This window comes from Streptococcus mitis (genome assembly GCF_003944325.1).
In the GTDB taxonomy this organism is placed as follows: domain Bacteria; phylum Bacillota; class Bacilli; order Lactobacillales; family Streptococcaceae; genus Streptococcus; species Streptococcus mitis_CW.
In genome coordinates this window covers 13,837-35,579 of the sequence record NZ_RJPX01000025.1, presented here as the reverse complement: position 1 = coordinate 35,579, position 21,743 = coordinate 13,837, and the positions used below count along the sequence as shown (strand labels likewise).

Here is a 21,743-nt window from a genome sequence, read left to right as displayed (position 1 = left end):
GACGCAGAAAAAGTAGCTTTATTTCTTAAAAGTTTTAATAGTTTAAAGCATCTAGCACCTGTTTATATTGATGAAACAGGATTCGATACTTATTTTTATCGAGAATATGGTCGCTCTTTAAAAGGTCAGTTAATAAGAGGTAAAGTATCTGGAAGAAGATATCAGAGGATTTCTTTGGTTGCAGGGCTAACAAATGATGAGTTAATCGCTCCAATGACTTACGAAGAGACGATGACGAGCGACTTTTTTATGGAGTGGTTCAAAATGCAACTCCTGCTTGCTTTAAAGACACCTCATGTCATTGTCATGGACAATGCTAGTTTTCATCCCAAGAACATCTTGGATGAACTCTGCATCCAAGATAAACACTTTTTCTTACCCCTACCGCCCTATTCACCAGATTTGAATCCTATTGAGCAAGCTTGGGCTATATTGAAAAAGAAAGTGACGGATTTATTAAGGGAAGTCCCAAATATTTTTGAATGTTTAGAGCGCTTTTTTAAAACTAATTGACTATGTCATTTAAATTTTGCTAAAGATTCAAATCTCTTCATAATCACAGTTAAACGCCAACGGTAGAGCGCCCCACTCACAATTAGGCTAATAATCAAACCGATCCAGTAAGAATAAGCTCCAAAATCTGTTAAGGAATCAAATACCATAGCCACTGGGATTGCTACGCCCCAATAACCAATCAAACCAAGGTAAAAAGGAATAACTGTATCCTTATAACCCCGTAAAATTCCCTGAAGCGGTGCCGCAAAGGTATCTGCTAACTGGAAGAAAAGACTGTAAGTCAAAAAGCGCGCTGTCAAATCGATAAATTCTGGGTCGTTACCATACAGACTAGCCACATTTCCTCGAAAAATGTAAAGGAAGGATAAGGTGAAGGCCGCAAAAATGAGGGCAGTCCATCTTCCTAGACCAATATAAGTTTTCGCATCATCAAATCGTTTGGCTCCCACTTCATAAGAAACGACAATGGCCATAGCCGATGAAATACTCATGGGAAAGGCGTACATGAGAGTTGAAAAGTTCATAGCTGACTGGTGACTAGCGATAATCAAGGACGAGAACTTAGCCATAATCAAGCCAACCACGGAAAAGATAGCCACTTCCGCAAAGACAGTTCCCCCTATAGGAAGACCTAAACGAAGCCCTTCCTTGATTTTATCCATATTAAGAGGAATGCGTTTCTCAAGATATAAGGCTTTGAACTTCTCCTGTTTAAATAAAACCAGAACAGAAATTCCCAGCAAGACCCAATAAGCCAATGAAGTACCTAAACCAGAGCCAGCACCTCCCAACTCTGGAACACCAAAGGCCCCGTAAATCAAGAGATAGTTAAATCCGCTATTGAGAGGAAGCAACAAAAGCATGAGGTACATGGACAGTTTGGTTAGCCCTAGCGAATCCAGCAAGGATCGGATGACACTAAAGAGCAACAAGGGGATGATCCCGATAGATAAAAACCAGAGATAACGAACCGCTACTGCTGCTACTGCCGCTTCTAGTCCGATATGATTCAAGATTGGTAGTGCCAAGAAAAGCACCATCCCCAGCAAGAGCACGGATAAGCCCAAGGCCAGATAGATGAACTGGTAAAAATCTGACGCAACTTCTTCCTTTTTACCTCGACCAAGATGGTGACCAATGATGGGCACCAAGGCCGATACAATCCCTGTTAGAAAGGTAAAGAAAGGATTCCAGATACTGGTTGCCATAGACACACCAGCCAAGTCCATGGTATTGTATTGACCTGTCATAGTCGTATCAACAAAGGAGGCAGAATAATTTGCAAATTGATAAATCAGGATAGGGAAAAATATCTTTAAAAATAAGATAAACTTGTCTTTAAAATGATGGGTTTGGTACATATAGGCTCTCTATTCTTTTTGTTTACAGAGCAGACTCCCACCTAGTTTTGATAGACAATTTGTCCCTTACAGATGGTATATTTAACCTGCCCTTTTAAAGTTTCACCGATGAATGGTGAATTAGCTGCTTTTGAAGCAAAATGGGAGTCCACAAGGCGGTCAGCCTTAGCATCAAAAATAGTGATGTCCGCTGGACCATTCTCAGCCAAGTAACCTGCTTCAAAGTTGTAAAGCTTGGATGGGTTGTAGGTCATTTTTTCAAGTAATTCCATCAGGCTTAACTCACCAGCTTCCACCAAATAAGTTAAACCGAGAGAAAGAGATGTTTCCAAACCAGTCATACCAGATGGCGCTTTGGTAATATCTTCGACATTTTTCTCATCTGCATGATGAGGCGCGTGGTCAGTCGCGATAACTGTGATGACACCTGACTTGAGACCTTCAATCACGGCACGACGGTCTGATTCCAAACGAAGCGGCGGATTCATCTTAGCATTGCTACCTTGTGTCAAAAGGAGCGCTTCTGTCTTAGAGAAATGCTGTGGCGCTACTTCTGCTGTTACTTGCGCTCCCAAACCTTGAGCGAACTCCACTACTTTAACACTTTCTTCCTTAGACAAATGCTGAATATGAACATGGGCCTTGGTTGCATAGGCAATCATGACATCACGCGCCATCATAGCATACTCAGCCACCCCAGTTGCACCACAGATATGGAAATGTTCTTTAGCAATGTTTTCATTAAAGCCAAGAATACCGTTCAAACCTGGATCTTCCTCATGGAGACTAATAAAGGTATTAAGCTTTTTGGCTTCCTCCATGGCTTCCTTGACAACTTTACTGCTTTCAAGTGGAATGCCATCATCTGAAAATCCAACTGCTCCAGCTTCTAAAAGTTCCTTAAAGTCAGTCAAGTCTTGCCCATTAAAGTTTTTAGTAATGGTCGCAACCGTCTTGACATTAATCTTCTCCTTGGCAGCTGACTGGAGAACTTCTTGCAAAGTCTCAACGTCTGAAATGGTTGGACTAGTATTAGCCATCATGACAACAGTTGTAAAACCACCTGCAGCGGCTGCTAGGGCACCAGTATGGATATCTTCCTTGTGGGTCTGACCAGGTTCACGGAAATGAACATGAATATCGACCAAGCCAGGAGCAACTACAAGACCTGTAGCATCTATGATTTCTGCTCCTTCTTCCGTGATCTCAGGCGCAATTTTGACAATTTTCCCATCTTGGACTAAGACATCACACACTTGATCCAAACCAGACTTGGGATCCATTACACGACCGTTTTTGATTAGTAGCATCTGCTTTCTCCTTTATTCATAGAAATCGACTTGGGTATCCAACAATTTATCCCCATCATAAACAAACTTGGCTGAAAAGAAGGGTTTATCTTCTAAAAGCCACTCAACAAAGGTATGGTCACCTTCCCAAGTCGGCTTTCTCAAAACCTCGTCATAAGGAACCCATTCTAGCGTTCCCTCGTTGCAATCAATCAAGTCCCCTTCAAACTCCGTCACTTTAAAAACATAGGTGTACCAGTCTAAATCTGGCGTGAATTCAGGAAAAGTGATGACACCTTTTAGAACTGGCTTGGCTTTGAGCCCTGTCTCTTCGAGGATTTCACGCGCCGCGCATTCCTGAGGCGTCTCTCCTCGCTCTAGCTTCCCACCCACACCAATCCATTTGCCTTCGTGGACATCATTAGGCTTCTTATTACGATGGAGCATGAGCAGTTCTTTCCCGTTATCAATGTAGCAAATCGTCGCTAACTGAGGCATATTTTCTCCTTATCTAAGCCAATCGATTGGCTCTTGTCCTGTATCTTCTAAAAAAGCATTGGCCTTTGAAAAAGGCTTGGAACCCCAAAATCCTCTGTAAACCGATAAAGGACTGGGATGAGCTGATTCGATAATCAAGTGCTGAGGATTGGTAACTAATACCTTCTTCCTGCGTGCATAGGCTCCCCAAAGTATAAAGACCACCGGCCTATCTAGATGATTGACCACCTGAATCACAGCATCTGTAAATGGCTCCCATATCTGCCCAGCATGACCGTTGGCCTGACCAGCAGGAACAGTCAAACAAGCATTAAGAAGCAAGACTCCTTGCTCAGCCCAAGCCGTCAAATCATGGGATTTCTTAACTCCTATATCATCTGACAATTCTTTCAAGATATTTTGCAAGGATGGCGGAGCTGGGATAGAGTCAGGAACAGAAAAACTCAAGCCCTGCGCCTGACCTGGCCCATGATAAGGATCCTGTCCTAAAATCACCACCTTCACGTCTTCTAGGGGTGTGGACAAGAGAGCCTGAAAAACCTTTTCCTTAGGTGGATAAACAGTTCCCTGAGAATAGACCTGCTCCATAAACTGATTGATTTTCGCAAAATAACCCTCAGGTAATTGCGCCTTAATCAAAGCATGCCAAGACGAGTGTTCCATAGCCGACTCCTTCGTTTTTACTGCCTCTATTATAGCAAAAAGTGGCTGTCTAAACCACTTTTTACAGTTTATCTAAGCAATCCAGCAAGTCTTTATAAGAATGGACTTCGTAAGTCGGCTGGGCTTGTGTGTAATTTTCAACGCGATGAGGATTGTACCAGATAGTGTCAATCCCAGCATTATTGCCACCTTGAATGTCGGCGGTTAGGGAATCTCCAATCATCAGTGCTTTCTCTTTGCTAAACCCTGCAATCTGCTGACCAATCTTTTCATAAAAGAGAGCATCAGGCTTTTGTGTTTGCAATTGTTCAGAGATAAAGACTTGATTGAAATAAGGTGCCAGACCAGATTGAAACAAACGCCCTGTCTGAATGGCAGTAATGCCATTTGTTGCAGCATACAGCTCATAATCTCGCTCGATAAGGCTATCCAAGAGTTCATGAGCGCCTGAAAAAGTTTGCCCCTGCTGGGCGAGGTAAAATTGGTAACGCTGGGCTAGAAAACTACCGTCTTTTTCCTGTCCAAAGTGAGCAAATAGACGAGAAAAGCGCGTGTTGACCAGCTCTTGTTTACTAATTTTCTTTTGCTCCAAGTCCTTCCAGAGAGCCTTGTTCATAGGAACATAATAGTCTTTATAAGCCTGAATATCTGCAATTCCTTCTTCTTTTAGGAGTTGCGTTAGAGCCACATCCTCAGCAGCATCAAAATCAAGAAGAGTGTGGTCAAGGTCGAAAAGTAGAAATTTGTATGGCATTGAGTTTCCTTCCTAAGATAAACAACTTTCACTTCAGCCAGCTGTCCAATGTTAAAACTTAAAAGTAGTATAGTATCACAAAGAATAATAGTTCTAATTGATTAACTAACCCATACTATTCTAGTGAATTATAGAAAAATCTCCTATAAATTCGAGCGATAGTTAAAATACAAACAAATATAATTCCCAAAATAGATAACACTATTTTCACAAAACTCATTTCAGAGCCTATTACATAGATATGAAAAAGAGGGGCTAGTCCTACACATAGAGACAATAGATAACTACTAAATCTTATCTCACCAATTCCTGCAAAAAAATGTTTCATTTTAAATATTCCAATTTTACCTTTCATCTTAATAATCCACTAGCAAATCTATTGGCTTCTCTTTTTTTTGAAAAATCTTGACAACAAATTTACTCCACTTAATGCTACTAAGACTTCAATGGGCAAAAAATAGTAATTCCATATCAAATGAGAAATCAGCAATGTTAGAAATAGTATACAGTCAATATAACTATTCTGAAAATACTCTGTAATTACATAATACAGAAATACCACAACCATCAAAATTAAAACAACCATTATAATACTATCATCCTGTCCTTAATTTATTGTCACTTTTGCCATCCCATTCATCAATAGCATTAAAAAATCCAATCAATAAATGATTACGTGCTCACTAATACTATTCTAAAATTTAATTTTTTGGGGATTTAGTAACGCAATTCCAATTAGCAATACACCTAATATAAATAAAAGTATTTCCCAAACTTTATTCTCAGTTTTAATAAAAGGTATAAGATACATACTAATCAATATGGAACTTACTCCTAAAAGAGCAAATATTAGTCTAACTTTATCACTTAGTTTAAACATATCTAATTCCCCATAAAATAAGCAGTGGCTACGTTTACTATAACATTACCCCGTCTTTATGTAGAGATAATCCCCCATCAAGATGCATCATCTCTTCTTCATCAATCGCAACATAGTTGTTTGGTAATACAAGCTCCATCAAAATACTCCTTTTTTCATATAGCATGGTTAGAATAGTTTCCTAACAAGTAATCGTCGACTGCGTTTAAAGCACTTTGTTACCTAGATAAGCTATCCTTTCACTATTTGATTTTAAAGAGAAGTAAGATTTAACCATATTTATCTCATTTCTTATTTTTAAATAAGTCATACTCTTTTTCTCTGATAAAGGGAAGTGAAAAATTAGAAAAAATTAGTAGAATTGAAAACAGATATTCGTCTTTTTGTATCACTAAAACATAACCTAAAAATATATAGACAATCAAATCTAGTACAAAAAGAGAAAATATCCTCCTTTTCATTACCTTACTTGTCTTAAAAATTCTGTTTAATAGAACCTTTATCGTCGTATCTACACAAATTTTTATCAAAAAGATAAGAGTCAATACACGATTAGCAACTGTACCATGAAGAATAAATGGAAATATNGTTAATATAAAACTAGAAATCTCTAAATATTTTATCCAAGGAGATTGAGACATCTTACTTTTAAACTGACTGATTTTCCTATACTCACTAGCTAATCTAGTATCAAAATCTTTACCAATTATATTAAAGATTAAGAACTCCAGGATAAAAATACTGATTAATACGATATAAGTAGAAACCTTTCCTGGGAAATATTTATTGATTAAAATCGGGAAACTAATTAACAGAATTGAGTTTATAGCCAGACAAATAGATACTATTTTACTCTTAACAGAGTATATAGGTAACGATACTATTGAATAGAGAAACGCTAAAAAAATAAGCAAGAAATACTCAGTGCTGCTAATTAGCGGCGTCCTTAATGATAAAAATAGATAAGCACCCCACACGATGATATGTGCTTTACGAATTGACTCTAGATTACTCATCTACCTACTCCTAATATATAAAGTGAATCCATTCTTAGTTTACATTCTCTTTCAAACAAGTCATAAGCATTTCATGATATTTCCTTCTTCTACATTAGATAAAGTTGAAATACATTTTTTGCAAGTGAAAATATAATTGTTATTTAAAATCCCAAAAAGATCTATCCTTCTTCTAGACCTAAACCAAGTCAGATTAAAGATACAAATATAATGGTAGGGCTTTCTTTTAATTTAGACTACCATAAAACAAGGAATCTTTCAACAAAATTCATTGGTAAAACACGATCCTATACAATTGACAGCTTAAATCTTTCAGAATAGAACAATCCTAACTATCGAATACCTTAACTTCATAAATATCTATGTAATTCTAGACCTAGAATTCCTATAAACTAAATGTTTTCGCACTATTCTAAGCTATTGATTGCCTTAAATTTTAATTTTTAAAGTATTCTAAAGCTAGAATAGTCCCATCACAATCAGTTTTGAATTATTATACTCAATGAAAATCAAAGAGCAAACTAGGAAACTAGCCGCAGGCTGTACTTGAGTACGGCAAGGCGACGTTGACGTGGTTTGAATTTGATTTTCGAAGAGTATTAACAATTTAGAAACGCTATGATTCCACTCCTTTTACATTAAAAAGGAACTGCATAAAGCAATCCCTTTCTGATTTTGAAATTATTTACTTAAAATTTGATAGTTGAGATAATCAATAGCCCACCTATAAAAAGAGTTATAGTAAAATTCCTTATTTATTGATTTCAAGCTCCGCCAACTGTGTTTGAATAACTGACAATTCTGCACCAGCCTGAAGAAGAGCAGCTGCAGTATAGGTACCTTCTACAATTGGAACCCTGTTGATGATGATACTTTTATCACTGAAATCAGCCACCATTTCTAAGTTCATTTTAGCAGAACCTAGGTCAAAAAAAGCTAATAAAGTATCTGCTGGATTTTCGGAAACAACCCTATCTACTTGATCAAAACTCGTTCCAATTCCTCCATCTTCGGTTCCTCCTACATAAGTAATCGGAACATCTTTAGCTACTTCACTAATCAGTTCAACGACACCTTCTGCAATGTGTTTGGAATGTGAAACGATAACAAGACCAATACTTCCCATTAAACCACCCCAGTTTCTAAAAGAGCAGTAAAGAGTAATCCTGATGAGAATGATCCAGGATCAATATGTCCAAGAGAACGTTCTCCTACATAAGATGCCCTTCCTTTAGTTGCAAGTAAATCTTTGGTAGCATTCACTACCTTATCAATAACCTCTTGAGTCAATTGACCAGCAGACAAAGCAGCAATAACAGGAGTCCAAACATCAACCATTGTCTTTTCTCCAACTTCTACTTTCCCACGTTTGACAATCATATCCAAACCGCTTTGTAAGATTTCCTCTATTTTCGAATTAGAATCAGCCTTGGCCATGCCCATAAAAGCAGAGCCATACAAGGGACCAGAAGCACCGCCTACCTTACTCAGTAGTTGCATTGAGACAAGCTTAAAAACATCACTGCTGGTTTCAAATTGCTTTCCTTCTAAGTTTTCCATAACTGCAGCCATTCCACGCGCCATATTTCCACCGTGGTCTCCATCTCCTATAGGGGTGTCTAGCTCACTAAGGTAATCTTTCTGTTCTTGAATCTTTTCATTAAAAAGTTTCATCCATTCAAGAGCTTGTTCAGCATTCATACGACATTTCCTCCTTGAGTTCTACCAAGCTGGTGTAGTAACAGGTGCATTTAGAGCATCCAACCACTCATCATCTGCCAATCGAATCAATGTTAATGACAAGCCAGCCATATCAATTGATGTCATATAGTTTCCAATTTTCTTAAACGCCAACTCAACACCTTTTTCATGGAGTAATTTAGCCACATCATTTGCNAATACGTATTGTTCCATAAGAGGAGTGCTTCCTAAACCATTGATGAGAAGGCCATAGCGTTCTCCAGCTTTAAGTTGGAAACCTTCAGATAATTTTTCAACCAATTCTGAGGCCAATTGTGCGGAAGGTTGCATTTTCTCTTTTTTATATCCAGGCTCACCGTGAATACCAACTCCATATTCAAATTCATCATCTTCTAGAACAAATCCTGGTTTACCAACTTCAGGTACGGTTGCTCCAGACAAGGCCAGTCCAATTGTTTTTATTTCTAAGACAAGTTTATCGGCTAAGTCCTTCATTTCAGGTAATGATTTACCAGAACGAGCCGCATCACCCAAAATTTTATGGACTAATATAGTACCTGCAACACCTCGACGGCCTTGGGTATAGAGACTATTTTCAACAGCAATATCATCATCAACCACAACGCTTGCTACATCAATACCTTCCATTTCAGCAAGTTCTTGTGCAATTTCAAAGTTCATAATGTCACCAGAATAGTTCTTGATGACCATAAAGACCCCAGCACCTTCATCAGCCGCCTTAATGGCTTCTAAAATTTGGTCCGGAGTAGGTGAAGTGAAGACTGCTCCACAAATGGCAGCAGACAACATTCCATCTCCTACAAATCCAGCATGACTTGGTTCATGTCCTGAACCTCCACCTGAAATGAGTCCAACTTTTCCTGTCTTTTCTGCCTTTCTAACGATGACATCAAAACCATCTAAGCGTTCTACCAAGTCATCATGCATGAATGACAACCCCTGCAACATTTCATCAACAACTTGTGTCGGTTCATTTATAATTTTTTTCATGAGAAACTCCTTTCGGCATCTACCTTTGTTTTCGCTTTCATTATATATTTTTTACTGCTGGCTGATAAGGGACAGATTCTATTATTTGTCCACTTTTAAACCCGTTTAAAACATTTTTTTGGTAAAATGAAGGAAGTAAAAGAAAGGCTTCCTATGGCATCATCACTCATTACAAAAAAACGGATTGCCAAGGCATTTAGAGACCTATTAGCTACTAGAGAATTTGACAAAATCTCCATTGTAGATATCATGGAATCAGCTGGCATTCGTAGACAGACCTTTTATAATCACTTTCTCGACAAATATGAACTGCTAGACTGGATATTTGAAAATGACTTAACCGAGTATATCACCAATAACTTGGACTTTATTTCGGGCCAAAAACTATTACAAGAATTATTTCTTTATTTCGAACAAGAGCGTGACTTTTATATTCAACTTTTTGATATTCAAGGGCAAAATAACTTCTATGACCACTTTATCAGCTACTGTCGCTTGCTTGTATCAAAAATTTTAAGAGAATACGGTCAGATTGATATCGATTCATCTACTTATACTTGTTTTTTGTTAGACTATCATTCACATGCTCTAGCAGAAATCGTGAAGGCTTACGTCAATAAAAAAAGTCCAGTTCCACAACCAGACTTTCTAATCATGACAATTATTGGAAAGAGACCACAATGACATTTATTTCAAATCATAAACAGAAAATTATTTCAAGTTACATTTCGGCAACTGTCAGCAGTCATCCTGAATTAGAAAAACACCCTACCTTACCTTTAGTCTATCAAAAAAATCGCAATCCTCATCAGGTTCCAATATTGTCGGGTGGAGGTTCAGGTCACGAACCCGCTCATATTGGATATGTGGGAGAAGGAATGCTTACTGCTGCTATCTATGGCCAATTATTTACTCCTCCTACAAGAACTGAAATCTTAGAGTCCATTCGTTTTTTAAACAATGGTCACGGTGTCTTCATCATTGTAAAAAATTTCGAAGCAGACATCAAAGAATTTAGCTGGGCCATTAATACTGCTAGAAAAGAAGGAATTAAAGTCGGCTATAGTCTAGCACACGACGATATTTCTATTGAACCTCGCAATAGATTTCAAATTAGAGGAAGAGGGCTCGCAGGGACTATTTTACTTCATAAAGTTCTAGGATATGCAGCTCAAAATGGTGCCGACATCGAGCAACTAACTGATTTAGGTCATGAACTTGCTCCCGAAATCGCAACAATTGGCTTTGCAACGAAATCTGCTAGTCTCCCCCAAGCCACCTTTCCACTATTTAACTTGGAAGAAGGAAATATTTCTTATGGTATTGGGATACATGGCGAAGAAGGTTATCGTATCGTCCCATTCCAATCATCGGAAATCCTTGCAAATGAAATTATAAGTAAATTAAGATTGCACTATCATTGGAAAAAGGGTGATCAATTTATATTGCTTGTAAATAATCTAGGCACTACCAGCAACTTAGAAATGGGCATATTTATCAATGATCTCCTTCAACTCTTAGAAATTGAAGGAGTCACTATTACCTTTATAAAATCAGGAACATTTATGACCAGTCTAGATATGGCAGGTATATCCGTAACTCTTTGCCCCGTAAAAAATAAACAGTGGTTAGAAGCGCTCAATGCTCCAACGACAGCTTTTGCATGGTAATTTAATTGTATAACTCAAAAGGGCTACATCACTTGATAGCCCTTTGCTTTTATCTTATACTCAATGAAAATCAAAAAGCAAACTAGGAAACTAGCCGCAGGCTGTACTTGAGTACGGCAAGGCGACGTTGACGCAGTTTGAATTTGATTTTCGAAGAGTATTACGTTTAAAAGAACTCATTCTTGCAATTTCAAATAGGACATCTATCCCTTACAATTCTTCCGATGAGCTTTGAGTTTTTTGCTAGCCCAATCATAGTGACTTGACGTGCTACTGACAAAATAGGAACCTAGACTTGTCCCACCCGTCCACTTATAGACACCTTTGGTAAAGAGTTCGTCATTGTTAAAAACTTCTATCAACTCTAAAACCTTCCTATGTGATTGCGCCAATAGTCTAGTCGCCTCTTCTAAGGAGGTTTTCTGGTGCTTCTTCCCAAAAGCAACATTCATTTGTCCATAAGTTTTCCAATTATAAGGTTCAGGGAGAAAAGGTCTCTCATGACCCTTTTGATTAGAATGTACCCAAGTCAAAAGTAACTGCTGCCATTCATAAAGATGGATCAAGACATCCCGTAGATTTTTATCCCTTTTCCAGTGAGCTTCTTTTTTCTTTGGGTCTCTTGAAAAATCAAATGGAGTCTGTAGCTCATCTTCACTTAGTTGGGAGATGAAACGATTGAGCTTTTCATAGTTTTCCCTAGAGGCCAGCATTAGCTCCTCTTTTGTTTTCGGTCTAGGCACAGAGTTCTCCCTTCATATTGTTAGTTATTATTAGAAATTTTTTATCCTTTAAATCTCTATAACTTATCCTTTAATTTCTCAACAAAGAGATAGGCTGCTGGACAGGTCAAAGTATTCTTAATCGTCAAATGGTTGATTTGATGGATCTTTTTGCGGTCAGTATGAGGGAATTCACGACAGGCCTTTGGACGAACATCATAGATGGAACAGAGATTATCTCCTCCTAAAAATGGACAAGGCATGGATTTAAAAACCTTGTCCCCATCTTCATCTACCTGCAGAAACTCCGCTTCAAAAGCTGGTAATTTCATCTTAAAATACTTGGCGATTCGTGTAATATCCGCTTCTTTAAAGTCCGGTCCCAATGTCTTACAACAGTTAGCACAGGCAGTGCAATCAATCTCCTCAAAAACTTCTTGGTGAATCTGCTGGGCTATCTTATCTAGATTTTTTGGTGGCTTTTTCTTTAGATTGGCTAAAACTTTACGGTGTTCCTTCTGCTTTTGCAAGGCTAGCTGGTGGTAATACTCAATATCAATTTCTTTAGACATGATTTCTCTCTTATTCTATTTGTTTCTCCTATTATATCATGCCTCTTCATCATTGAAAAGTGGACTTCACAAGACTATACTATTCCCAAATGTATCAAAAAACCTTGCAACTAGGTTACAAGGTTAATGACATTAATCGAAGTTAACGTATTCTTTTTGAAGTTCAAGAACTTCTTCCATTGTTGAACACTCTGTAAGGGCACGGTTAGCGTACTCTTCCATCTTAGCAGTATCCAATTTCTTCATCAAGCTACGTGTACGAAGTACAGATGTTGCTGACATAGAGAACTCATCCAAGCCCATGCCGACAAGAAGTGGAACAGCTTTTTGGTCACCAGCCATCTCACCACACATACCAGCCCATTTACCTTCAGCGTGTGCTGCCTTGATAACGTTGTTAATCAAGCGAAGGATTGATGGGTTATATGGCTGGTAAAGGTATGAAACTTGCTCGTTCATACGGTCTGCTGCCATTGAGTATTGAATCAAGTCGTTTGTACCAATTGACATGAAGTCTACTTCTTTTGCAAATTGGTCTGCAAGCATTGCTGCTGCAGGGATTTCAATCATGATACCAACTTGGATGTCATCCGCAACTGCAACACCCTCAGCAAGAAGATTTGCTTTTTCTTCTTCATAAACTGCTTTAGCTGCACGGAATTCTTTCAAAAGGGCAACCATTGGGAACATGATACGCAATTGACCATGAACAGAAGCACGAAGAAGGGCACGGATTTGTGTACGGAACATTGCATCTCCAGTTTCAGAAATAGAGATACGAAGGGCACGGAATCCAAGGAATGGGTTCATTTCATGTGGCATATCGAAGTAAGGAAGTTCCTTATCACCACCAATATCCATTGTACGAACAACGACTGGTTTACCATTCATTCCCTCAAGAACAGCTTTGTATGCTTCATACTGCTCATCTTCAGTTGGAAAATCTTGAGAATCCATGTACAAGAATTCTGTACGGTAAAGTCCAACAGCTTCTGCACCGTTGTTGTTAACACCTTCAACGTCTTTTGGAGTACCGATGTTAGCAGCCAACTCGAAGTGTTTACCGTCAGCAGTCACTGTTTGAGCATCTTTCAAAAGTGCCCATTCAGCTTTTTGTTTAGCATAAGCTTCACCAGCTGCTTTAAATTCAGCCGCTTGTTCATCTGTTGGGTTGATAATGACTTCACCAGTAATTCCGTTAACGGCAAGGATAGCACCGTCTTTAACGATTTCAGTGATGTTATTCGTTCCCAATACAGCTGCAATTTCAAGTGTACGTGCCATGATAGCTGAGTGGCTTGTACGTCCACCGATATTTGTTACAAAAGCTTTTACAAAGTTTTTGTCCAATTGAGCTGTATCAGATGGTGTCAAGTCATGCGCAATCACAATTACTTCTTCGTTGATAGAAGCTGGGTTTGGCAATTTCTTACCAAGAAGGTTTGCCAATACACGTTTTGTCACGTCGCGAATATCCGCTGCACGTTCTTGCATGTATGGGTTGTCTTCCATGCCTTCAAAGATAGTGATGAACATGTCAGTCACTTCTTTAAGACCTGCTTCTGCATTGACTTTCTTAGCACGGATTGTTTCTTTAATCTGACCAATCAATTCTGGGTCAGCAAGAACCATCAAATGAGCGTCAAAAACTTGAGCCGCTTCTTCACCAAGCGTACCTACAGCCTTCTCACGGATAAGAGAAAGCTCGTTTTGAGAAGCTTCAAGAGCTACATCCAAACGAGCCTCTTCTGCGTTTGTATCTTCGACTGAAACAGTCTCGAATGACAAATCCGGTTGAACGAGTAGATATGCTTTTGCAACTGCAACACCGTCAGATGCTGCGATTCCTTTAAGCATTTCTGTCATTTTCCTTATGCCAATCCTTCTTTTTCCATTGTTTCTGAGATTGCAGCGATAGCGTCATCTGCATCTGCACCTTCAGCTGAGATAGTTACGTCAGCACCTTGGCCAACACCAAGACTCATAACACCCATGATTGATTTAAGGTTAACTGATTTACCTTTGTACTCAAGAGTGATATCTGAAGCAAATTTGCTAGCAGTTTGTACCAACAATGTTGCTGGACGTGCGTGAATACCTGTTTCTGCCACTACGTGGAAATCTTTAGAAGCCATAGTTTGACTCTCCTTTTGTTCTTTCTTTTTTGAGTTATATGTGATAACCCTTACAATTTGGTATTATATCATCTTCTAGGATTTTTTTCAAGCATTTTATGGGATTTATTCGATTTCCTTTCAGATAACTTGCTGAAAATCTTCTATCTTATGTAACAAAACACAGGATATAGTTTTTCAAAAAACAAATTATAGGATAATTATCACTATTTTACAAAACAAACACTACATATTGTGTTTTGTTAGGTTATGTAGAAAAATATACCACTATATTTAGTTTTAAATCATTGACAAAAATTTATTTTCTGATATACTAGGATAGAATTAAATTTTAAAGAGGAGTTACACAATGGTAACCGTTTATTCTAAAAACAACTGTGTCCAATGTAAGATGACCAAGCGTTTCTTGGACAGTAATAATGTCGCTTATCGTGAAATCAATCTTGATGAGCAACCTGAGTACATCGATCAAGTTAAAGAGCTCGGTTTCAGCGCAGCTCCTGTTATCCAAACACCAACTGAAGTCTTTTCAGGCTTCCAACCAGGAAAATTGAAACAATTAGCATAATCTTAGTACATCATCCAGAAGAAACTGCTTCTAGGGCTAACTTAGAGGCCTTTCTTTTGTAATTAGATAAGGGAAATTTTATGGGATTAAAACATCTTGAGGACGTGACTTACTTCCGTCTTAATAACGAAATCAACCGTCCTGTCAATGGACAAATCATGCTTCATAAAGATAAAGAAGCCTTGGATGCTTTCTTTAAAGAAAATGTAGTTCCAAACACTATGGTTTTTGATTCAATCAAGGATAAAATCAACTACCTGATTGAACACAACTACATCGAAACAGCCTTTATCAAGAAATACCGTCCAGAGTTTTTGGAAGAATTGTCTCAATTTATCAAAGACCAAAGCTTCCAATTCAAATCATTCATGGCTGCTTATAAATTTTACAATCAATATGCCTTGAAGACCAACGACGGTGAATATTACCTTGAAAGTATGGAAGACCGTGTCTTCTTCAACGCCCTTTATTTTGCTGACGGTGATGAAGCTATTGCAATCGATATTGCCAATGAAATCATCCACCAACGCTACCAACCTGCTACTCCTTCCTTCTTGAATGCTGGACGTGCTCGCCGTGGGGAGTTAGTATCTTGCTTCCTGATCCAAGTAACTGATGATATGAACTCTATCGGACGTTCTATCAACTCAGCTCTTCAACTTTCACGTATCGGTGGTGGTGTGGGGATTACCCTTAGCAATCTTCGTGAAGCTGGTGCACCTATCAAAGGCTACGAAGGAGCAGCTTCTGGTGTCGTACCAGTCATGAAACTCTTCGAAGACAGCTTCTCTTACTCTAACCAATTGGGTCAACGTCAAGGTGCTGGGGTTGTTTACCTCAATGTCTTTCACCCAGATATCATCGCCTTCCTTTCAACTAAGAAAGAAAACGCTGATGAAAAAGTTCGTGTAAAGACCCTTTCACTTGGTGTTGTAGTACCAGATAAATTCTACGAATTGGCGCGTAAAAATGAAGAAATGTACCTCTTCAGCCCATATTCTGTAGAACTTGAATACGGTGTGCCGTTTAACTACATCGATATCACTGAAAAATACGATGAACTAGTCGCAAATCCAAATATCCGCAAGACAAAAATCAAGGCGCGTGATTTGGAAACTGAAATCTCTAAATTGCAACAAGAGTCTGGCTATCCTTATGTAGTCAACATCGATACGGCCAACCGGGCAAATCCTATTGATGGAAAAATTATCATGAGTAACTTGTGTTCTGAGATTCTTCAAGTCCAAGAACCAAGCTTGATCAACGATGCTCAAGAATTCCTTCAAATGGGAACGGACGTTTCATGTAACCTTGGTTCAACCAACGTAGTTAACATGATGACCTCACCTGACTTTGGTCGTTCTATCCGTGCTATGGTTCGTGCTCTTACTTTCGTTACAGATAGTTCGCACATCGTGGCTGTACCTACGATTGACCATGGAAATAGCCAAGCTCACACCTTTGGTCTTGGTGCTATGGGACTTCACAGCTACCTTGCCCAACAATTGATTGAATATGGATCGCCTGAATCGGTTGAATTTACAAGCATCTACTTTATGCTTATGAACTACTGGACTTTGGTTGAGTCAAACAATATCGCGCGTGAACGTGGTATCACCTTCCACAACTTTGAAAAATCAGACTATGCTAAGGGAAGCTACTTTGACAAGTATATTACAGGCGAGTTTGTTCCAAAATCAGACCGCGTTAAAAAACTCTTCAAAGATGTCTTTATCCCAAGTGCTGCTGACTGGGCTGAACTTCGCGACAAGATTCAAGCAGATGGTCTTTACCACCAAAACCGCCTTGCTGTAGCGCCAAATGGTTCTATCAGTTACATCAATGACGTTTCAGCTTCTATCCACCCGATTACGCAACGTATCGAAGAACGTCAAGAAAAGAAAATCGGTAAAATCTACTACCCTGCTGCTGGCTTGTCAACAGAAACCATTCCTTACTACACTTCTGCCTACGACATGGATATGCGTAAGGTGATTGATGTTTACGCTGCTGCAACTGAGCACGTGGACCAAGGACTTTCACTTACCCTCTTCATGCGTAGTGACATTCCAAAAGGACTTTACGAATGGAAGAAAGAAAACAAACAAACGACACGTGACTTGTCTATCCTTCGTAACTATGCCTTTAACAAGGGTATCAAGTCTATCTACTACGTCCGTACCTTTACAGATGATGGTGGAGAAGTCGGTGCTAACCAATGTGAAAGCTGTGTGATTTAATCTTTGCTTGAGAAAACTACATTTTCTCAGATTAGCGATTCATTTACCACACTAAACTAAGCTGGAATAAGCATCTATACTATGGAAAAACAAAAAAGTCGGGCTTCCGACTTTTTGTGCGAAACTACTCTAGGATTATGATAAAATAGAGATAATTGTGAGTTCGCAATACTAAACACAGAAAGAGATTTCAAATGGAAACTTACTACAAAGCCATTAACTGGAATGCCATCGAAGATGTCATCGACAAATCAACTTGGGAAAAACTGACGGAGCAATTCTGGCTCGATACACGTATTCCCTTGTCAAATGACCTAGACGACTGGAGAAAGCTATCAAACAAGGAGAAAGACTTGGTCGGAAAAGTCTTTGGTGGTTTAACCCTTCTCGATACTATGCAATCTGAAACAGGGGTTCAGGCCCTTCGCTCAGATATCCGTACACCGCATGAAGAAGCTGTTTTCAATAACATCCAATTTATGGAATCTGTCCATGCAAAATCTTACTCTTCTATCTTTTCTACCTTGAATACAAAGGCTGAGATTGAAGAAATTTTCGAATGGACCAATACCAATCCTTATCTACAAAAGAAGGCTGAGATTGTCAACGAAATCTATCTAAACGGTAGCCCACTTGAAAAGAAAGTTGCCAGTGTCTTCCTCGAAACTTTCCTTTTCTACTCTGGTTTCTTCACTCCCCTCTACTACCTTGGTAATAACAAACTAGCCAACGTTGCGGAAATCATCAAACTGATCATTCGTGATGAATCTGTTCACGGAACTTACATTGGTTACAAATTCCAACTTGGTTTCAATGAATTACCTGAAGAAGAGCAAGAAAAACTCAAAGAATGGATGTACGACCTGCTCTATACTCTTTATGAAAATGAAGAAGGCTACACAGAAAGCCTCTATGACGGTGTTGGTTGGACGGAAGAAGTCAAAACCTTCCTTCGCTACAATGCTAACAAGGCACTCATGAATCTAGGACAAGATCCACTCTTCCCAGATTCAGCTGATGATGTCAACCCAATCGTTATGAACGGTATTTCAACAGGAACTTCCAACCACGACTTCTTCTCTCAAGTCGGAAATGGTTACCTTCTTGGTGAAGTTGAAGCCATGCAAGACGATGACTACAACTACGGTTTGGACTAAGTCAACTATTTCAGAAGCGATAACAAATATCATGGCTTGTTTAAAACAACCATGATATTTTTGTTTTTGTTTTCTTTTGTTTTTTAAATTGATTGATTGAACACTTTATGATAAAATAGTAATAGAAATAGAGGTGATAAGGATGTTAAAGCAGGAAAAACTAGATAATATTCTAGAAACGGTAAATACAAAAGGAACTATTACTGTAAAAGAAATCATGACTCGCTTGGATGTATCAGATATGACTGCTAGACGCTACTTGCAAGAGTTAGCTGACAAAGATTTACTTGTTCGTGTGCACGGGGGAGCTGAAAAAATTCGCACAGGTTCTATTTTAAACAATGAACGTTCCAATATTGAAAAACAAAGCTTGCAGATTGCAGAAAAACAAGAAATCAGCCGTTTTGCAGGTCATTTAATTGATGAGGGAGAGACCATTTTTATCGGCCCAGGGACAACCTTGGAATCTTTTGCCCGTGAACTTCCAATCGATAATATTCGTGTTGTAACAAACAGTTTACCAGTTTTTCTCATCCTAAACGAACGAAAACTAACAGATTTGATTTTAATTGGTGGAAACTATCGCTCTATTACTGGAGCCTTTGTTGGAACACTAACTTTGCAAAATTTGGCCAATCTTCAATTTTCTAAAGCTTTCGTTAGCTGTAATGGTATTAAGGACAATGCGATTGCGACCTTTAGTGAAGAGGAAGGTGAATCTCAACGCATCGCCCTCAACAATTCCAATAAAAAATACTTACTAGCTGACAATAGTAAGTTCAATAAATTTGATTTTTATACCTTCTACAATATCTCTGATATTGATACCATCGTTTCAGATTCTAAACTGAGCAAAGAAACGTTTGAACAACTTTCAAAACAAACAAAAATTATTCTTTCTAAACCATAAAACTGAGGATTGATAAAATATAAAGTGCGTCATATCAAGAAAATAAAAATCTTGATATGACGCATTTTTTGATGAAGATTTTTACAAAGAGTTTCCTAGATTCTTTATGATTGTTGAAACGGCATAAAATCTGAATCAAAGGAGATATTATCCCGTTCTTCAGGACTGATAAAATTTAAAAAGATATTTTTAAATTCTTCCAGCTCATAGTCTGAATGGCAAATCCATTCTTTACCGGTAGAGACATACCATTTCCCAAGTTTTTTCAGCTCCTCATTAGTCAAACAAGGTATTTGAGAACATTTATCAAAATTTATAATATAAACTTTTTCATAAATAGATTGGATAAAATCTTTGAACATCTTTTGCCTCACTAGAATTCTATATCTAATTACTAATTCTACTAGTCTATAATCTGACTTTCCGCTACTTTCTTGTACCAGTGAGCTGATTTTTTAGGATAACGTTCTTGAGTTTCAAAGTCTACATAGAAGAGACCGTAACGTTTTTCATAACCGTTTGACCATGAGAAGACATCCATTAATGACCAGATGAAGTAACCTTTTACATTAGCTCTATCTGCAATAGCATCAGACAAGACCTCTAAGTGTTGTTTGACATAATCAATACGGCCATCATCGTAAACAGTGTTATCAACGAACTCATCTTTATATCCAAGACCATTTTCAGTGATGTAAATCTTCTTGTAGTTCGGATAATCTTTCTTCACGCGCATGATTTGGTCATACAAACCTTGAGGGTAGATAATCCAATCCCAATCCGTACGTGGTACATAGTCAGGAGCTACACGACGACCAACACCTTTGATTTGGTATTTAGAGCTTCCTTTTTCACCCTTACCATTATGGATAATTTCAGTTTCTCCATCAAAGGCTTCCATCCAGTCACTCATATAGTAGTTGATGCCTAGAAAATCATTCAAGTCTTTTGCAGCTTCTAATGCTGTAAAATCTTCTTCACGAAGATCCAAGCTACCACCATTGACGGATAAGATATGGTTAACACCTTCCATCGTTTCAGCTGAATAGCGACCTAGATAAGTTGCATCCAAGATAAATTTATTGTGAATAATATCTTCCAACTCAGCCGCACGAACATCTGCTGGATTTTCAGGATCTAGAGGATATTTAGTAGGCAGGGCGTGAACAACACCAATTTCCCCTTTATAGCCTTTCTCTTTGTACAATTTTACCGCGCGTGCATGAGACACCATCATATTGTGGTGTGATTGAAAGACTTTGGCAAGGTCGTACTGGATACCTGGAGGGAATTTCCCAACCAAATATTGACCATCACCGATTGGTCCAATTTCATTAAAGGTTGTCCAATAGTTTACTTCTGGAAATTCTTCAAAACAGAAGGCAGCGTAATCTACAAAGTGTTCGATATTTTCACGGTTTAAGAAGTCGCCATTTGAGTGGAGAGCTTCTGGCGTGTCAAAGTGATGAAGAGTTACAAAGGGCTCAACGTGACGTTTGTGACACTCTGCAAATAGATTATGATAAAACTCAACACCTTTAGCATTTACTTGACCGTAACCAGTAGGGAAAATACGTGACCAGGCAATAGAAATTCGAATGCCATTGACACCATACTCTTCTGCCAACTTGAGGTCGACTGGGTATCGATTGTAAAAATCACTGGCTGGTTCGGCAGTGTACCAATAGTTATCTTCAAGATATTTATCCCACGCAACTGGTCCTTTTCCATCAGTATGTGTAGCACCTTCAGCTTGGTAAGCAGCTGTAGCGCCACCGAAAATAAAGTCTTTTGGAAGTGTTTTTGTCATTTTTTCACCTATTTCTTGATTTAAAATAAAGTAAAAGTGAGAGGAGAGGAGTCAGTGAGCCATCCTTCTCCATCTCACTTCTTGTACCAAGTCACCGAATTGTGACATGAGAAGGTAAAAACGATATCTTTTTACCGACGAATTAACAAGGCGATTAGGAAATTCGCCATAGCGATTTCCGTAACGAGAGGAAACTGTTTCACAGTCCCTATTATTAATCGAATTGTGACATGAGGAGGTAAAAACGATATCTTTTTACCGACGAATTAA

At 38.5% G+C, this 21,743-nt stretch carries 24 protein-coding genes and 1 pseudogene; 7 read left to right on the top strand and 18 right to left on the bottom strand.

Annotated features, from left to right (window positions below):
- The coding region (locus D8787_RS07900) for a transposase (protein WP_142999763.1) at positions 1-513 on the top strand (513 nt) is incomplete at its 5' end.
- A 5-nt stretch (positions 514-518) separates the two neighbouring features.
- On the opposite strand, the gene pdrM is transcribed toward D8787_RS07900, so the two are convergent.
- The 12 genes and pseudogenes from pdrM to dhaK form a co-directional block, all read right to left on the bottom strand.
- A complete protein-coding gene (gene pdrM, locus D8787_RS07895; RefSeq protein WP_125422565.1) occupies positions 519-1,877 on the bottom strand; it encodes a sodium-coupled multidrug efflux MATE transporter PdrM in 1,359 nt (452 codons plus the stop codon).
- A gap of 41 nt (positions 1,878-1,918) precedes the next feature.
- Positions 1,919-3,187, bottom strand: coding sequence for a dihydroorotase (locus D8787_RS07890; RefSeq protein ID WP_102210158.1), 1,269 nt, complete (start codon positions 3,185-3,187; stop codon positions 1,919-1,921).
- A 12-nt stretch (positions 3,188-3,199) separates the two neighbouring features.
- A complete protein-coding gene (locus tag D8787_RS07885; RefSeq protein ID WP_102210159.1) occupies positions 3,200-3,664 on the bottom strand; it encodes an NUDIX hydrolase in 465 nt (154 codons plus the stop codon).
- Between the two features lie 9 nt (positions 3,665-3,673).
- Positions 3,674-4,327: a uracil-DNA glycosylase gene (locus tag D8787_RS07880; protein ID WP_102210160.1), complete on the bottom strand. Its 654-nt coding sequence runs from the start codon at positions 4,325-4,327 to the stop codon at positions 3,674-3,676.
- Positions 4,328-4,388: 61 nt separating this feature from the next.
- A complete protein-coding gene (locus tag D8787_RS07875; protein WP_125422562.1) occupies positions 4,389-5,081 on the bottom strand; it encodes a YjjG family noncanonical pyrimidine nucleotidase in 693 nt (230 codons plus the stop codon).
- 115 nt (positions 5,082-5,196) lie between these two features.
- Positions 5,197-5,409, bottom strand: coding sequence for a hypothetical protein (locus D8787_RS11905; RefSeq protein ID WP_125422568.1), 213 nt, complete (start codon positions 5,407-5,409; stop codon positions 5,197-5,199).
- 48 nt (positions 5,410-5,457) lie between these two features.
- Positions 5,458-5,670: a hypothetical protein gene (locus D8787_RS11900; protein ID WP_042764040.1), complete on the bottom strand. Its 213-nt coding sequence runs from the start codon at positions 5,668-5,670 to the stop codon at positions 5,458-5,460.
- A gap of 361 nt (positions 5,671-6,031) precedes the next feature.
- Positions 6,032-6,100 (bottom strand): annotated as a pseudogene (locus D8787_RS11690) (argininosuccinate lyase); the annotation flags it as partial.
- A 145-nt stretch (positions 6,101-6,245) separates the two neighbouring features.
- Positions 6,246-6,977 carry a hypothetical protein gene (locus D8787_RS07855; RefSeq protein ID WP_125422556.1) on the bottom strand — a complete coding sequence of 244 codons (732 nt, stop codon included), beginning with the start codon at positions 6,975-6,977 and terminating at the stop codon, positions 6,246-6,248.
- 751 nt (positions 6,978-7,728) lie between these two features.
- A complete protein-coding gene (gene dhaM / locus D8787_RS07845; protein ID WP_125422553.1) occupies positions 7,729-8,103 on the bottom strand; it encodes a dihydroxyacetone kinase phosphoryl donor subunit DhaM in 375 nt (124 codons plus the stop codon).
- Complete coding sequence (dhaL, locus tag D8787_RS07840) at positions 8,103-8,678, bottom strand: dihydroxyacetone kinase subunit DhaL (RefSeq protein ID WP_125422550.1); 576 nt, start codon at positions 8,676-8,678, stop codon at positions 8,103-8,105. Before dhaL ends, dhaM begins: the two co-directional genes overlap by 1 nt.
- A gap of 21 nt (positions 8,679-8,699) precedes the next feature.
- The gene (gene dhaK / locus D8787_RS07835; RefSeq protein ID WP_125422547.1) at positions 8,700-9,689 is read right to left on the bottom strand and encodes a dihydroxyacetone kinase subunit DhaK; all 990 of its coding nucleotides are present in this window, start codon (positions 9,687-9,689) and stop codon (positions 8,700-8,702) included.
- A 153-nt stretch (positions 9,690-9,842) separates the two neighbouring features.
- Here dhaK and dhaS point away from each other — a divergent pair, with 153 nt between their 5' ends.
- A complete protein-coding gene (gene dhaS, locus D8787_RS07830; RefSeq protein ID WP_125422544.1) occupies positions 9,843-10,373 on the top strand; it encodes a dihydroxyacetone kinase transcriptional activator DhaS in 531 nt (176 codons plus the stop codon).
- Positions 10,370-11,359: a DhaKLM operon coactivator DhaQ gene (gene dhaQ, locus D8787_RS07825; protein ID WP_125422541.1), complete on the top strand. Its 990-nt coding sequence runs from the start codon at positions 10,370-10,372 to the stop codon at positions 11,357-11,359. Before dhaS ends, dhaQ begins: the two co-directional genes overlap by 4 nt.
- 203 nt (positions 11,360-11,562) lie before the next feature.
- Here the strand turns inward: dhaQ and D8787_RS07820 are convergent, their stop codons facing one another.
- The 4 genes from D8787_RS07820 to D8787_RS07805 all read right to left on the bottom strand — a co-directional run bounded on the left by D8787_RS07820 (position 11,563) and on the right by D8787_RS07805 (position 14,788).
- Positions 11,563-12,102 (bottom strand): ClbS/DfsB family four-helix bundle protein, encoded by a 540-nt coding sequence (locus tag D8787_RS07820; protein WP_125422538.1) that lies wholly within the window; start codon positions 12,100-12,102, stop codon positions 11,563-11,565.
- Positions 12,103-12,158: 56 nt separating this feature from the next.
- Complete coding sequence (locus D8787_RS07815; protein ID WP_000031481.1) at positions 12,159-12,653, bottom strand: YkgJ family cysteine cluster protein; 495 nt, start codon at positions 12,651-12,653, stop codon at positions 12,159-12,161.
- Positions 12,654-12,785: 132 nt separating this feature from the next.
- Positions 12,786-14,519, bottom strand: coding sequence for a phosphoenolpyruvate--protein phosphotransferase (gene ptsP / locus D8787_RS07810; RefSeq protein ID WP_125422515.1), 1,734 nt, complete (start codon positions 14,517-14,519; stop codon positions 12,786-12,788).
- A gap of 5 nt (positions 14,520-14,524) precedes the next feature.
- Positions 14,525-14,788 carry a phosphocarrier protein HPr gene (locus D8787_RS07805; RefSeq protein WP_000146947.1) on the bottom strand — a complete coding sequence of 88 codons (264 nt, stop codon included), beginning with the start codon at positions 14,786-14,788 and terminating at the stop codon, positions 14,525-14,527.
- Positions 14,789-15,137: 349 nt separating this feature from the next.
- On the opposite strand from D8787_RS07805, the gene nrdH reads away from it, so the two are divergent.
- The 4 genes from nrdH to D8787_RS07785 all read left to right on the top strand — a co-directional run bounded on the left by nrdH (position 15,138) and on the right by D8787_RS07785 (position 19,663).
- Positions 15,138-15,356, top strand: coding sequence for a glutaredoxin-like protein NrdH (nrdH, locus tag D8787_RS07800; RefSeq protein ID WP_000259240.1), 219 nt, complete (start codon positions 15,138-15,140; stop codon positions 15,354-15,356).
- 80 nt (positions 15,357-15,436) lie between these two features.
- Positions 15,437-17,596: a class 1b ribonucleoside-diphosphate reductase subunit alpha gene (gene nrdE / locus D8787_RS07795; RefSeq protein ID WP_125422511.1), complete on the top strand. Its 2,160-nt coding sequence runs from the start codon at positions 15,437-15,439 to the stop codon at positions 17,594-17,596.
- 194 nt (positions 17,597-17,790) lie between these two features.
- Positions 17,791-18,753 (top strand): class 1b ribonucleoside-diphosphate reductase subunit beta, encoded by a 963-nt coding sequence (gene nrdF, locus D8787_RS07790; protein WP_033683563.1) that lies wholly within the window; start codon positions 17,791-17,793, stop codon positions 18,751-18,753.
- Positions 18,754-18,895: 142 nt separating this feature from the next.
- Entirely contained in the window at positions 18,896-19,663 is a 768-nt protein-coding gene (locus D8787_RS07785; protein WP_000917573.1) for a DeoR/GlpR family DNA-binding transcription regulator, read from the top strand.
- Positions 19,664-19,767: 104 nt separating this feature from the next.
- Here D8787_RS07785 and D8787_RS07780 read toward each other — a convergent pair whose 3' ends face one another.
- Together D8787_RS07780 and lacG are read right to left on the bottom strand one after the other, a co-directional pair.
- Complete coding sequence (locus tag D8787_RS07780; protein WP_000471578.1) at positions 19,768-20,025, bottom strand: DUF3884 family protein; 258 nt, start codon at positions 20,023-20,025, stop codon at positions 19,768-19,770.
- 41 nt (positions 20,026-20,066) lie between these two features.
- Entirely contained in the window at positions 20,067-21,473 is a 1,407-nt protein-coding gene (lacG, locus tag D8787_RS07775) for a 6-phospho-beta-galactosidase (protein ID WP_125422508.1), read from the bottom strand.
- Between the last annotated feature and the right edge of the window lie 270 nt (positions 21,474-21,743).